The following is a 14377-nucleotide window of genomic DNA, read 5'->3' as shown; positions in this document are numbered from 1 at the left end:
TTTCAAACCCCTGTTGAGCAGATTGAAAATTTAGTATCTTGCGTGGGTAGTTATTAATCCAGTTTTCTATAGTCTGAATGGTTGATTGTGTCAGTTTTTCTATCTTTCTGCCCTTAGCAATGAATCGGCGGATAATCCTGTTGATGTTTTCATTGATACCCCTTTCGATACCATTGATAACGCGCGGAACCGAACTCTTCTTTTTGTTTGGAATCTTGCGGGTTATAAGTTTGCGAGTCTTGCGCTCTGCCAAGGTTAGCAAAGCCGCTTTCGATCCAGCAGGGCCGACAATCAAGTCTATTTCCCAATGCCCGAACTCTTTCCTTTTTTAGCGTTATGACTATTTTAAACATATACTTAAAATAGTTTGACTATATTAAACATATATTATATATTGTCAATATGATTGAAAGAGCTTTATACAAAACAGCGTTTTCTGGTGAGTGGGGAAGACAAATGAGGTTTATCACTGGTCCTCGCCAATCTGGTAAAACTACTTTGTCAAAGTTAAAGCTTAAAAGGGAACATTCGCAAGCGCTTTACTATTTGTGGGATCTTAGGTCCGTTCGTGATAGATATAAAGGTAATCAGCTATTCTTTACAGAAGATAGCCCTCCTACAAAAAACAAACAATGGGTTTGTTTTGATGAGATTCATAAGATTCCTAAATGGAAAAATGCCTTAAAGGCAATTTTTGATAGTGTATCAGATCATTATAAATTCATCGTGACTGGTTCGGCAAAACTTGATCTGTTTAAAAGAGCTGGGGATAGTTTATCTGGAAGATATTTTACTTTCCATCTCTTTCCATTGTTATTAGAAGAACTTGTTAGCCCCAAGGATATATCACATTCTATTCCCGAGTCTGGAATAGATCTTATTCTGAGAAAAATTGATAAAAAAGTCAGAACAAGGAATGAATTATCTGACCTGCTAGAGTATAGTGGCTTTCCTGAACCTTTCTTAAAACAGTCAAGGGTGTTTTATGCAAAGTGGTCACAAGAGTACACTAATACAGTCATAACTGAAGATATCAGGGCGCTTACGAGGATTATCGATAATGAGCACCTGTACGATTTGTATAACTTGTTGCCGGAGATGGTAGGTAGTCCGTTGTCAGAATCTTCATTGGCATCACATCTTGAACTGAGCAATCCAACAATTAAAAACTATATTAAACGGTTAGAAGATTTTTATCTTGCATTCAAAATATCACCATATTCGAAGAATATTAAACGATCATTGTTAAAAGCACCTAAATGTTATCTTTATAATTGGGCACTTATTAGAGACCCGGGGAGAAGATTTGAGAATTATGTTGCTGTTGAAATTATGACACGCTTGCACTTGTGGATGGATATGTCCGGTGATCGATACTCATTGTATTATATTAGAAACAAACAAAAACAGGAAACAGACTTTCTTATTTTAAAAAATAATGATCCATGGCTTCTTATTGAAACAAAATATTCTGATGGGTTCATTTCTCCTCACCATTATCGAACACAAACCGTGTTAGGAAATATCCCGTTTCTTCAAATATGTCGGGAGGATGGGGTCTGTAAAATGGAAAAGAAGAATGCCTATAGAGTGTCAGCATCTCGTTTCTTTTCCTGATATTACCAAAGTAGTATTTTTTAGTAGTTATAAATATAGATTTAGGAGGTAATATGTATTTACTATTAATTCGTCATGGTGATAGTGAAAATACGAAACCGGGAATGACTGATAATGACCGGACGCTCACACTGACCGGATTTGATGAGATAAAGTCTACCGCACGAGTGATTAAGAGTTGCGGGTTTCAACCGGATAGCATATTGGTAAGCCCGTATGTTAGGGCTCAGGAGACAGCACACTCACTTACCTATATGCTTGATGTATCGAGAGAAATTATTGAAACAGAAGATGATCTGGTTCCTTCGGGCAGAATCGATCGGCTTTTAAAGAAACTTGATGATGCTTTTTCTGAGAAAGAGTGCATTGCACTTGTTGGTCATCAGCCTTTTATGGGGGACCTCATGTCGAAATTGCTTCTTGGAAATGTTTCCGCTGAAATGCCGTTTTCTAAAGGCGCTATTGCAGTTATCGAAGTGGAAGGATCTCTTACCGGAGATCAGCAGAAAATGATACTGTATATTACCCCTTCAGCAGCAAAAAAAATATAACCGTTTATTCCTCTTTTGTGTATACTGTATACGTTTATGACTAGTCAGACACTATCCCAAAATAACGAAGTAAAGGAACTCAAAGATCAGGTTTCTGATCTTTCCTGTCTTATCAGAATTAATGCTATGCTTAATTCTACGCTCGACCTTTCGGAGCTCCTCCAAAACATTATGGGTATCTCAGAAGAAGTTATGAGTGCTGAAGCGAGTTCACTCATGCTTATTGATGAGTCTACCAATGAACTAGTCTTTGAGATAAGCCGTGGTGAGAAAGGAGCACAGGTTAAGGAGCTCTTCCGTCTGAAGATGGGACAAGGTATTGCCGGATGGGTTGCCGAGAATAATGAGCCGGTACTCATCCCTGATGTGACAAAGGATCCCCGCTTTTTCTCGAAAGCTGATAAGAAAACTGGGTTTGTGACCCGGTCAATGGTATGTGTGCCCTTGTTGGTAAAAAATAAAGTGATCGGTATTATACAAGTTCTTAATCCTAAGGGTAAGGATGGGTTTGATGAAAATGATAAAAAACTTCTGATCGCTTTTTCTGATAGTGCAGCAGTAGCAATAGAAAATGCCCGCATGGTTAAAAGTCTCATAGAAACACAGCGTATGGAACAAGAACTGACCATTGCAAAACAAATACAGGAAAACTTTTTATTGAACAGTTTTCCTGCAATACGCGGTGGCGGTGTCTTCGCAAAAAACATTACTGCACGAGAGATCGGTGGTGATTTTTATGATTTTGTGAAATTGGACAAGAATCGCCTCGCAATCTTTATCGGTGATGTATCAGGAAAAGGAATACCTGCTGCGCTCTACATGATAAAAATAATAACTGATTTCAGATCGCTGATTGCCTCAGAAGAAGATCCGGCGGTTATTCTTTGCGAACTGAACAGCCGTCTACACCGTGAAAGCACAATGGGTATGTTCGCAACAGTGTTACTCGGGATATATGATATTTCCGGGAAAAATTTCACCTTTGTGAATGCGGGCCATCACGATCCGCTGTATATGGATAGCGCAAATACGGTTACGGAAATAAAAAGTAATTCACATCATCCTCCGGTAGGGGTATTAGAGGATATGACTTATAATTATACAGTACAATCAATACTACCCGGAGAGAAACTGCTCTTGTATACCGATGGTGTTATTGAGGCGCGAAACAGGCTGAAAAATGAATACAGTATTGAAAGGCTTATGAGTAAATTTAAGCAAACTGACGGTACTGCAAAAAAGATGGTAAATACTATCTTGCGTGATATAATGAATTACTCTCAACATGCCATTCAGCATGATGATATTACGCTTATAGCGCTTAAGGCAGGAAAAGTATGAAAAAACCGACTGGGACAATTGAACTTACCGTACCGAGCCATCCTCAATACTTGTGCGTGACACGTGCGGCGATATTTCAGATTGCATACACCATGCATTTTGAAGAAAAAGTTATTACCTGTATTGCGCTTGCAGTAGAAGAGGCGTTTACTAATATTATTAAATACAGCTATAAGAATAATTATTCTCAAAAAGTAATAATCAAACTCAATGTCTATACGGACAGATTAGAGATTGTTATTAAAGATTTTGGCGACAAGGTTGATGTTAAGAAAATAAAATCAAGAAAACTGAAAGATGTGCGGCCAGGAGGACTAGGAGTACACTTTATAAAGAAGTTTATGGATGAGGTAGAGTATGATGTTACTCCTGATGTGGGAACAGAGCTCAAACTGGTGAAATATACAGAGAAAAAAGAGAAGCCGTTAGCTGTAAAAAATAAAAAGAAATCAGATTGAACAATGTGTGGTTATTTTTTTATGTACATTGATTTTTAGAATGGTACAATATCTGGCAAGGTGAAATAATGATTACATTGAATGTGCGAGAAGAAAATGGATGGAATATAGTTACTGTTGACGGACAGATAGATCTGTATTCGTCTCCTGACATCAGAAAAGAATTGTTGTCTCAGGCTAAGACCAAAAAGGTTAAAATCGTAGTTGATTTATCTAAAGTCAGTTATATTGACAGTTCGGGTGTTGCGACACTTATTGAAGCGATGCAGAAACTGAAAAAAGTAGATGGAGAGATTGCGTTAGTGGGACTATCAGAGTCTGTGAAGCATGTATTTGAGATAGCACGTCTCGAATCTGTTTTTGCTATATATAAAGATATAGCAGACCTCTTCAGTAAAAGATCATAAGTTTTTATATGATTCATGTCTAAGTAATGATATAGTCTAGAGCTAACCAAAGAATAAATAATCATGTTTTTTTATCACGCAAAGCGAACGTAGTAACAAAGGGATATTTTTGTGAAAAACATCTTTACGGGATTACTTGGTTTTTTTGGCCGAAAGATTATTAGTTTCTTAAGGCATGTTACCAGCATTACCCAGCTTACCGTAGAATCATTCTATTGGATTATTTTTGGGCCATTCAGAAAAAAACCTGTTAAGCGCAGTCATATAGTCACTCAAATGATTGATACAGGGGTTCATTCTCTGGTTATTGTGATCGTTATATCATTCTTTGTTGGTCTTACCATGGCGATGCTTCTAGCATATCAGCTGCGCCAGTTCGGCAGTGAAAGCTTAATATCAAGTTTTACCGCTATAGCGTTTACACGCGAGCTCGGTCCTTTGATGACCGCTATTGTTATTTCCGGCCGTGTGGGAGCGTCATTTACCGCTGAGCTTGGTACTATGAAGGTATCTGAAGAAATCATGGCGCTTGAAACTTCGGCGATCAATCCTGTACGTTATCTCATCTCTCCACGACTTTTAGCAATGATCATTATGGTGCCGTGTCTGGTGGTTATATCCGATGTGATGGGTATGATAGGCGGATTTGTTATTGGAAAATTTCAGCTTGGCATTGAATCAGCGTATTATATCGATAAGTCACTTATGGCTTTACAGCTTAAAGATATTGTTACCGGAATGGTTAAGAGCGTTGCATTTGCGATCATTATCTGCATGGTCGGCTGTTACTATGGGTTTATTGTTGAGGGTGGAGCTGAAGGGGTTGGAAAATATACGACGGTATCGGTGGTGTGTTCACTCATAACCGTTGTTGCTGCGGATTGCTTTTTTACCGCATTATTTTATTTTGTGTTTATTTAGTGAGACTGTACAAGTCACTCCCCGAAGGGCAAGTGAATTGTACATAGTCGAACTATCCCCCCTGCTTCACGATTTCTGGGGCGGAGCCCAAGAAATCTAGGGGGGATGAGCACAATTAATGCGAGCAAAGAAATCTAGTAGATTTCTAGATTGAAAACAAGGTGCATGAATAATAGTTTGAAATACATTGGGTAGAGAAGATGATAACAATAAAAAATTTGATGAAAAAATTTGATGATCGACCTGTTCTCTCTGACATTGATCTAGAGATAAAGACAGGCGAGATTATGGTTATCATGGGAGGTAGTGGTTGCGGTAAAAGTACGCTCCTTCGTATTTTGGTAGGATATTACACTCCAGATCAAGGTGAAGTGCTGTTTGATGGGAAGAATATTGTTGGGATGAGGGAAAGTCAACTTGATGAAATAAGAAAACAGTTCGGGATACTTTTCCAAAGCGGTGCGCTTTTAAATTCTCTTACCGTTGGTGAAAATGTTGCACTTCCTTTACGCGAACACTCAAATTTGAATGAAGATATTATTAGTATAATAGTAAAGATCAAGCTGGAGCTTGTAGGACTTACAGGATTTGAAGATCTAAAACCGTCCCAGATAAGTGGTGGTATGAAAAAAAGAGTGGGGTTGGCAAGAGCAATAGCGCTTGATCCAAAGATCGTATTTTATGATGAACCGGGCGCGGGATTAGATCCGATCACTGCCGGTGTTATTGATACACTCATACTTGATCTTTCGAAAAAACTTGGCATGACATCTGTTGTGGTAACACATGAAATGAAAAGCGCATTTAGAATTGCAGATAGAATGGCAATGTTGTATGAAGGTAAAGTCATAGAAGTAGGTACACCTGATGAAATAAAGAACTCGAAAAACCCTATCGTACAGCAGTTTATAACCGGTGGGGCAGATGGCCCAATACCGCTTAAGAGATCGAGTGCGGATTATTTAAACAGCCTAATGGGCTAAAATACTGTTGCGTTACAAAAATAAATAGATAAACTATCACAAAGGATAATCGCTATGGAATATTACAGGCAAGAAATTAAAGCGGGTGCTTTAGTTGTTGTGAGTTTTCTTATTCTCTGTTTTCTGCTTTTTAATGTGACTAATTTTAAAGCGAAATCAGAACACTACTATTACACGGTATCATTTACCAATTTAAGCGGTCTTATGGTAAATGCTCCGGTACAATATGCCGGAGTGAATGTTGGTAAAGTAGAATGGATAAAGATCCAAAACGGCAAAAAAACCGTTGTTGATCTCGGAATAAGCGTCAAAAAATATGTACCGCTTAAGAATGACTCTAAAGTGACGATAACAAGTTCGGGGTTTGTTGGGGAGAAATTCGTTAGTATTACTCCGGGTTCTGCAAGTTCTGCCACGCTCAAAAATAATGCCACGATGCGCGGTATTGATCCGACAGATATGGTAATGCTCATAGAAAGAATAAACAATGTCTTAAACGAGCTTAATATTGAACAGCTCGGTAAAGAGTTAAGAGAAATATTTGTAGAAGCGCGATCGATGGTAGCAGATGCGAAGGTGTCGTTTGCTAAAATTAAAAAGATCGTCGTACAGATTGAACAGAGCGGTAAAGTGCAGAAAGTCCTGAATGATACATCTGATCTTATCGTAAAGTTTCAGAATTTCACCAAGAACGTTGATCAGGTTGTTCTCGAGAACAAGGATGGGATAAAAAACTCAGTTGATAATATAGAAGAGATGTCTACAGATATTAAAGTGAAGGCTCGTGAGATAATGGCTGATCTGCGAGATGTTGTTAAACGTGTTGATGAGATTATTGCTGATAATCAAACGGATATCAGTTCGACAATAAAGAATGCAAATCAATTTACCGAAGTTGTGAAGCGTGAGCCGTGGCGGTTGTTCTGGAAAGAGACTACAGACAAATATTTTAAGGATCGCAAAAAAAAGAAAGAAGAGAAGGTAGAAAAAATAGAAGAACAGAAACAACCAGTTAATCAGGTTAAAAGCGACACAAAGAAAGAAAATAAAAAGATATTTCCGCCATTTTTCTAAAATGCAGTAGAAGGAGCTAAAGAAGTATGCCAACGTATGAATATGAATGCACTAAATGCGGGTTTTTGTTTGAAGAATTCCAGAGTATTACTGCCGCGCCACTTGAGCGTTGTCCCGAATGCGATCAGAAGGTGAAGCGTCTCATTGGAAAAGGTTCCGGTATAGTGTTTAAAGGTTCCGGTTTTTATGCTACGGATTACCGAAGTCCAAAAAAAAGTGAAACTCCATCCTGCCCCAATAAAGGCGGCTGTAATAAAGACTGTGATAAAAAGTAATAATGCGGTTTTCGGTAAGTGCTTTGCGGTTTGCGAGATGACTAGTTTTTAATAATAGCGAGGGATTTTTATAAATCTCTCGTATTTTATCTTTAAGCGATACACGAAATACTAGATACGAACAACGGGGTTATGAGAGCGCTTATTCAACGGGTTAACAAAGCAGCTGTAACAGTAGCGAAAAAAGAAATAGCCGCTATTGATTCAGGGTTGCTCATATTCTTGGGAGTTTCTAAAACTGATACAGAAGCAGATATAGAATGGCTTGTTAAAAAAATTCCGCATATGAGAATATTTGATGATGCGGATGGTAAGATGAATATCTCATGTGTTGATGCCAGGGCGCAGATTTTGGTCGTGTCACAATTTACGCTGTATGCTGATTGTTCAAAAGGCCGTCGCCCGGGATTCGATTCTTCTGCTGAGCCGGAAAAAGCTAGAAAGTATTATGAATTATTCATTGAGCGGATAAAAGAATATTGTCAGACAATTCTATCAGGTGAGTTTGCAGCATCTATGGTAGTGTCATTAGAGAATAATGGTCCGGTAACAATTATGCTGGATTCAAATGATCGATAAGAAAAGTAGAAGGAACGTTGCTTCTAAGAGGATATATGAAATATAAGATTTTTATAGGGTTAATTGCATTTTATGTATGTGCCATATTTAGTGTGTATGCCGCAACCGATATGGTTACGGTAAAAAGTTACAATAAAAACTTTGTTGTCCAGGCACCGGATCAGGAATTGGCAAGTGTCGTGGCATCAGAGCTGGAAACAGTGAGAGAAAAATTTTTTAACAGTTTTGGATGGAAACAGAACTGGCACGTACCGCTTGAAATACATATTAGTAACAGTATAAATGAGAAAAAAACAAAATTAAAGCTTAGCGAAGGCACGTTAGTCCGTTCTGTAGACATTCCACTTACGGGGAACTATTTTTGGGAAGGGATTGTTCCTGAAGTTATAAGACATATACTTATTACAGAATCTGGGATTGGTCAGGCCAGTACGCAAAGTGTAAACCAAAAACATGTTCCTCAGTGGCTTGTCCGGGGTATTGTATTTTACCTTGATCCAAAAACCGCAGATGTTTATGAAAATGTTACCCGGGGCGGTTTTATGAAAGGTAAACCCATGCAGCTTGAGCAATTGTACGGAACCGGTTCCGGTAGATACACGAGTGAACAAACCGAACTCTTGGGGTGTCAAACAGCTTTTCTTGTTGATTATCTATTACATCTCCAGAGAGGAAAAGAACGGTTTAAACTCTTTGTTGCATCATTGAATGAAAACGAAGGGTGGAAATGTGTCTTTGAAGATATGTATTATGGAGATTTTAAGTATGATGAAGCTCTCCGTAAGCGTCTTACAAATACTTTACGTAAACCGGAAAGGATCTCATTAAATTTTCCAAGAATGGGGTTTCAAGATACGTTAGAACTGCTTAACGATGCGTTAGCGGTTAAAGTATCCATCGGCGGTGTTGTAAAAGAAGAGAATCTCTATATGACAGGTCTGAGGTCTTGTAAACCGTGCTGTACGAAGGAAATTGCTCGGAGAAAACTGATGCAGGCGTATCCGATGCTTTTAAAACTCAAATTTGAAGGCGATAAAAGTCTTATGAGCGTTATTGATAAATATATTACCGCATATGCAAGCAGCACTTCGGATAAAGAGCTGTTTTGGGAACGATTGATCGAAGCAGAGAATGAGCGTAAGAGGCTCAATAGCGGTTTGCGATAACGCGTTGTGTGTTATGCGGTTTTTGGTGAGTGTTGCTTTAAAGGATTTTGCAGATATCAACAGTATTTTTTTTCTAAACATTAGTATTTCGAATTTGTAGGTTTTTCTTACAACTTAAAGCTTACAGCTTATAGCTTAAAGTTTATTTGGAAATTGGTATTTGTTTCTTGAAATTTACATGGAGGATATAATATATGAAAATTCTTCTTACAAATGATGATGGTATTTATGCTGACGGACTTTTTGCTTTGTATAAAGAACTTAAATCGTTAGGCAAGGTGGTCATTGTTGCCCCGCTAACCGAACAGAGTGCAACGGGTCATGGCATTACGCTTTCATCACCTCTACGGGTAAAAAAAGTTGAAAGGGAAGAGGGTTTTTCCGGCTATGCGGTAAGTGGCACTCCGGCGGATTGTGTAAAAATTGCCTTAAGAGTGTTAATGGATTCAATGCCGGATATTGTAGTCTCAGGAATTAATCAGGGACCGAATGTTGGATTATCGGTCATATATTCCGGGACGGTTTCTGCCGCTGTTGAAGGAACCATTATCGGTGTTCCCTCAATTGCTGTATCACTCACCTCTCACGAAGCTGATGATTTTAGTTATGCCGCTAAATTTGCCAAAAAACTGGCAATAACCACCCATCAGAATGGTTTGCCCTCAGGAACCTTGCTCAATGTTAATGTGCCAACGGTGCCCGAAGCCGAAATAAAAGGCGTTAAAATTACCAAACAGGGCAATTCCCGTGTTGCAGAAGTATTGCATAAACGTACTGATCCTAGCGAAAGAACCTATTTTTGGCTTTCGGGAGAGCTCGTTGAGGTTGAAGACACTGATGAAAGCGATCTTGCGGTCACTAAAAAGAATTATGTTTCTATCACCCCTCTCCATTATGATCTTACAGATTATAAATTCATGGAAAAACTATCCCAATGGAAGATAAAAAAGTAAATCCAGTAGGATACCATCGCGGCGGTGGGGGATTTACCGAGCTCTCCGTGTAGATTGTGGAATAGTTGTTTTCTATCTGAAACCGCTAAGCGATTTCAGAGCTGGCACTCAACATTATACCCCCCAGATTTTCTCGGATAAATCCTCCAAAATCGTAAAACGGGGGGGTATAGTTCGACTTAGCAAAATTCACAGTGCTTCGCCTGTGACTTTTGCAGTCTCACTACCTTGACATTACCCTAAAAGCGTGGTACAATGTTGCTTAGTTAACATAGAGGTGCTGTACTATGCATAAGCGCACATGGTGTGTATTGTTAAGACTTGTTGCGTGGGTGAGTATTTTCTCTCACCTCTTTAGCGTGGGTGTGTCTGCAAGCTCTTTAGAGCAGCAAGCCCTTTCTCCACAGTCACTCTTCTCCGATTCGGACCAGTCGCATGCAAATGGCTCCTATATCCCTCTGACAAAAGAAGGTATGCAGACTATTCGTTCAGTGATCTCGAGCATAAAAAAGAAAGAATACGACAAGGCAGTTGCAATCTTTATTGAGTACCTTGACAATAATCCTGATGCAATGCGTGTTGTACAGAATGCAGAACTAGAGAATGTGATTCTAAAAGGTGCGATACGTGAAAAAATATCACTGATAACAGCCTTTTTATGTTTATGCCCCATACATCTTAAAATAGGCAATTATTTTAATAAAGCAGAAATTGTTGAAATACGTGCTGATGATGGCACAGTTTTAAGAGGAAGGTATTTTAGAAGTCCAAACAAAGTAAGAACATATAACCCTACCGTAGTTATTCAGCCTTCGTGGTTGATGAGTATTCGTACGCTTAGAATACACGTGCAGTATCTTAACACGCTTGGCTGTAATGTGCTGGCGATTGATAAGAGACATCACGGCCAGTCAGAGGGTATGTTTTGCGGCCTGCATCATACGGGAGGACCGGATGTTGATGCGGTCGGCCGTTTTATAGTGTCACGTAGAGAGCGTTATGGTGTTGATCTGCGATATCTTATTTTCTATGGTGTTTCATTGGGCGGTATCAATGCGCTCTATGGATCGCGTGATGAGGAGAGTCCTTATACCCATCTTATTGTTCAATCGCTTCCACTTGATTTTGAAAAAGGATTCTTGAGAGGATTTGATGATTTGCGGCTTGGATTAGATCAAGAGAAATATAAAGGGGTTATAATGAAGTATTTTCGTGCGCTTTTAAAAGCGAATAGTGCGTATTTTAAGAATGCACCGGTAGTAGATAGTGAAGTATTTCCACAAACGGCAGAAGTAGTAAGGGATATAAAAAAACCATGCCTTATTATCATGGAAAAGAATGATCTACTGTATTCATCAAGCCAGTTCAAAAATGAATTTATCCCTCTTATAAAGAATATGAAAAATGTTACACTTTCTGAATTAAAAGGAGGACATCGAGACGGGCATATAAAAGATTCTTTCTTGTGGCGCAAAGCAATAGTGGATTATTTTGAGGGTGCATCTATTCCGTACGAGGATATTACGGTGACGGACGCTGGTGTTATACCACACAAAATGAGAAAACTGTTCCCGTTTTATTTTCAGTTGTTTATCGATCCTCGTTTTGATCCATCTTTTTCTCTTCTGCGCACAATTGCCGGGAACGATAAAGATGTTGCAGGATTTGTTGATATTGCCAGGGAATATGTCCAAGACAGTGGTGTGTCGCGTAAAGACCTAAGAATGTATAAAAAACTGCTTGATATGGCTGATATTGCAGAACTTGAAAAATATATTTCACATGGAGACACTCGTGAGAATAATAAGCCGGAAGTTATTCACAGATATGAAAGGGGCTATAAATATTTTATTAAGCGACATGGTTTGCAAGGCCTTACATTTGTTGATTTTCTTCGATCGGTATGCTTTTTGAGTGGAGTACAGTTTGATGCGGGGAAAATAATTATGTCAGTGGACAAAACTAAAAGAAAAGAATTCTTAGAAGTGGTGTCGATGTGTTACGGGAAAGGAAACCCCAAAAAAAGTATCGCACGAATTTTGCGGGGAAAACTCTTTAAGTATACCTATGAACCTAAAGAAATAATTGAAACAAGTAAGTAGAAAAATATCCTGATATTTTACCCGTCTCTGTCCATGTTTACTATATACTCGTTTGTGATATCAATGAATCTTCCTAAATTTTTGTTTTGACGGTTTTAACAGTTATTGCTATCCTGTTACCCTTGCATTTTTTGTGTGGAAATATGGTTATTGGTCTTTTTGGTGCGAAAAAACATTTAATGATGATTAATGGTTGTTTTATCTATTATCGATGAACTATGAACCACGAACGTATTTAGGGAGGAATTGTGAGAAGTGACCGTGTAAAAAAAGGATTGGAAAGAATGCCTAATCGCGCGCTTCTATATGCGACGGGTGTATCACGCGAAGATTTTAATAAGCCATTTATTGGTGTTGCGACAAGTTTTACAGACATTATTCCCGGGCATGTCCACATGAAAGCGCTTGAGAGGGCAATTGATAATGGTGTTCATGCTGGCGGAGGTAAACCATTTTTGTTTGGTATTCCTGGCATCTGTGACGGTATTGCTATGGGGCACCTGGGAATGCATTATTCGTTACCATCACGAGAGCTTATCGCTGATATGGTGGAGACTGTTGTTCAGGCGCATGCGTTTGATGGGATTGTCTTACTTACCAACTGTGATAAAATTACTCCGGGGATGTTAATGGCGCTTGGGCGTTTAAATATACCCGGCATAGTGGTAACTGCCGGGCCGATGCTTTCAGGACGGCACAACACAAAAAGACTTTCTTTGGTTGCCGATACCTTTGAAGCGATAGGTAGGTATAAACGCGGAGAAATTAGTAATCGTGAGTTACAATGTTTGGAAGAAAATGCGTGCCCGGGTGCCGGTTCATGTCAGGGAATGTATACAGCAAACACCATGGCATGTGTCACCGAAGCGCTTGGAATGTCTCTTTCAGGCAGTGCGACCGCACTTGCGGTAGGGGCAAAAAAAGTCCGGTATGCATTTGCGAGCGGCAAAAGAGTAGTTGAACTGGTTAAAAAAGGTATGAATTCACGAAAAATTATGACGCGTAATGCTTTTGAGAATGCGATTCGTGTTGACATGGCACTTGGCGGTTCGACAAATACTGTGCTCCATATACCTGCTATTGCTCATGAAGTGGGAATAAAGTTGCCGTTAGAGCTTTTTGATAACATTAGCAAAGTGACCCCGCATATTACGAGTTTACTTCCAGGAGGGAAATATTTTATTGAAGATTTAGAATTCTCGGGAGGGATTCCTGCGGTACTGAACGTATTAAAAAGTAAGCTAAAAGATAATCCTACAGTAGACGGAGTCAGCATTAAAAAGTTAGCGCAGGCGGGAAGAGTCTCTGATAAGGATGTTATTAGGTCACTTAAAGACCCGTACCATAAAGAAGGCGGTATTGCGGTTTTGAGAGGGAATATTGCACCGGACGGTGCTGTTGTAAAGCAAACCGCAGTATCTGAAGATGTAATGTGTTTTAAAGGTAAGGCAAAAGTATTTGATTCGGAAGAAAAAGCTATGGAAGCAATATTAAAAGGTGCAATTAAAGGAGGAATGGTTGTCGTTATCCGGTATGAAGGCCCTAAGGGCGGTCCGGGTATGAGAGAAATGCTCTCTCCGACAGCCGCTATCGTAGGTATGGGTCTTCAGAACAGTGTTGCCCTCATAACTGATGGACGTTTTTCCGGTGGAACCCAGGGACCGTGTATTGGACACATTTCTCCTGAGGCCGCGTCCGGGGGGCCGATAGCGCTAGTGAAAAACGGCGATATAATAGAGATTGACATTCATAAGAGGAGTTTGCAGCTTAAAGTAAGTGCTGCAGAGATGAAAAACAGAATGAAAAAATGGAAAAAACCTGCACCAAAAATTAAAGATGGCTATTTGGGTAGATATCAAAAAGTAGTGACATCTGCAAGTACTGGTGCGGTGTGTAAATAGCTAGCGAGTAGCGCATAGCGTATAGAAAAAATAAAATACTATCCGCTAA

Annotated in this window: 15 protein-coding genes; 14 read left to right on the top strand and 1 reads right to left on the bottom strand. The window is 39.3% G+C overall.

The window, feature by feature from the left end; translation table 11 throughout:
• A partial coding sequence (locus P9M13_10270) for a hypothetical protein (GenBank protein MDP8263668.1) occupies positions 1-295 on the bottom strand: 295 nt, incomplete at its 3' end.
• 161 nt (positions 296-456) lie between these two features.
• Between P9M13_10270 and P9M13_10265 the strand changes: the two genes are divergently transcribed.
• The 14 genes from P9M13_10265 (at position 457) to ilvD (ending at position 14328) form a co-directional block, all read left to right on the top strand.
• Entirely contained in the window at positions 457-1617 is a 1161-nt protein-coding gene (locus P9M13_10265) for an AAA family ATPase (protein MDP8263667.1), read from the top strand.
• A 53-nt stretch (positions 1618-1670) separates the two neighbouring features.
• Positions 1671-2168, top strand: coding sequence for a phosphohistidine phosphatase SixA (sixA, locus tag P9M13_10260; GenBank protein ID MDP8263666.1), 498 nt, complete (start codon positions 1671-1673; stop codon positions 2166-2168).
• A 36-nt stretch (positions 2169-2204) separates the two neighbouring features.
• Positions 2205-3509, top strand: coding sequence for a SpoIIE family protein phosphatase (locus P9M13_10255; protein MDP8263665.1), 1305 nt, complete (start codon positions 2205-2207; stop codon positions 3507-3509).
• The gene (locus P9M13_10250) at positions 3506-3967 is read left to right on the top strand and encodes an ATP-binding protein (GenBank protein ID MDP8263664.1); all 462 of its coding nucleotides are present in this window, start codon (positions 3506-3508) and stop codon (positions 3965-3967) included. The genes P9M13_10255 and P9M13_10250 overlap by 4 nt, the downstream gene beginning before the upstream one ends.
• Positions 3968-4035: 68 nt before the next feature.
• Positions 4036-4374 (top strand): STAS domain-containing protein, encoded by a 339-nt coding sequence (locus tag P9M13_10245; protein MDP8263663.1) that lies wholly within the window; start codon positions 4036-4038, stop codon positions 4372-4374.
• Between the two features lie 111 nt (positions 4375-4485).
• Positions 4486-5295: an ABC transporter permease gene (locus P9M13_10240; GenBank protein MDP8263662.1), complete on the top strand. Its 810-nt coding sequence runs from the start codon at positions 4486-4488 to the stop codon at positions 5293-5295.
• Between the two features lie 200 nt (positions 5296-5495).
• On the top strand, positions 5496-6278 hold the full coding sequence (locus P9M13_10235; GenBank protein MDP8263661.1) for an ABC transporter ATP-binding protein: 783 nt from the start codon (positions 5496-5498) through the stop codon (positions 6276-6278).
• 54 nt (positions 6279-6332) lie between these two features.
• A complete protein-coding gene (locus tag P9M13_10230; GenBank protein ID MDP8263660.1) occupies positions 6333-7352 on the top strand; it encodes an MlaD family protein in 1020 nt (339 codons plus the stop codon).
• Between the two features lie 26 nt (positions 7353-7378).
• Positions 7379-7627 carry a zinc ribbon domain-containing protein gene (locus P9M13_10225; GenBank protein MDP8263659.1) on the top strand — a complete coding sequence of 83 codons (249 nt, stop codon included), beginning with the start codon at positions 7379-7381 and terminating at the stop codon, positions 7625-7627.
• A 132-nt stretch (positions 7628-7759) separates the two neighbouring features.
• Positions 7760-8206 carry a D-aminoacyl-tRNA deacylase gene (dtd, locus tag P9M13_10220; protein ID MDP8263658.1) on the top strand — a complete coding sequence of 149 codons (447 nt, stop codon included), beginning with the start codon at positions 7760-7762 and terminating at the stop codon, positions 8204-8206.
• Between the two features lie 35 nt (positions 8207-8241).
• Positions 8242-9372 carry a hypothetical protein gene (locus P9M13_10215; GenBank protein ID MDP8263657.1) on the top strand — a complete coding sequence of 377 codons (1131 nt, stop codon included), beginning with the start codon at positions 8242-8244 and terminating at the stop codon, positions 9370-9372.
• Between the two features lie 194 nt (positions 9373-9566).
• Entirely contained in the window at positions 9567-10325 is a 759-nt protein-coding gene (surE, locus tag P9M13_10210; protein MDP8263656.1) for a 5'/3'-nucleotidase SurE, read from the top strand.
• 287 nt (positions 10326-10612) lie between these two features.
• Positions 10613-12427, top strand: a complete 1815-nt coding sequence (locus tag P9M13_10205; GenBank protein ID MDP8263655.1) for an alpha/beta hydrolase — start codon at positions 10613-10615, stop codon at positions 12425-12427.
• Positions 12428-12675: 248 nt separating this feature from the next.
• Entirely contained in the window at positions 12676-14328 is a 1653-nt protein-coding gene (ilvD, locus tag P9M13_10200; GenBank protein MDP8263654.1) for a dihydroxy-acid dehydratase, read from the top strand.
• Positions 14329-14377: the final 49 nt, after the last annotated feature.

The sequence above is a fragment of the Candidatus Ancaeobacter aquaticus genome, assembly GCA_030765405.1.
GTDB lineage: Bacteria > Auribacterota > Ancaeobacteria > Ancaeobacterales > Ancaeobacteraceae > Ancaeobacter > Ancaeobacter aquaticus.
The sequence above is the reverse complement of the archived record's forward strand: the minus strand, read 5'-3'. Positions and strand labels throughout refer to the sequence as shown.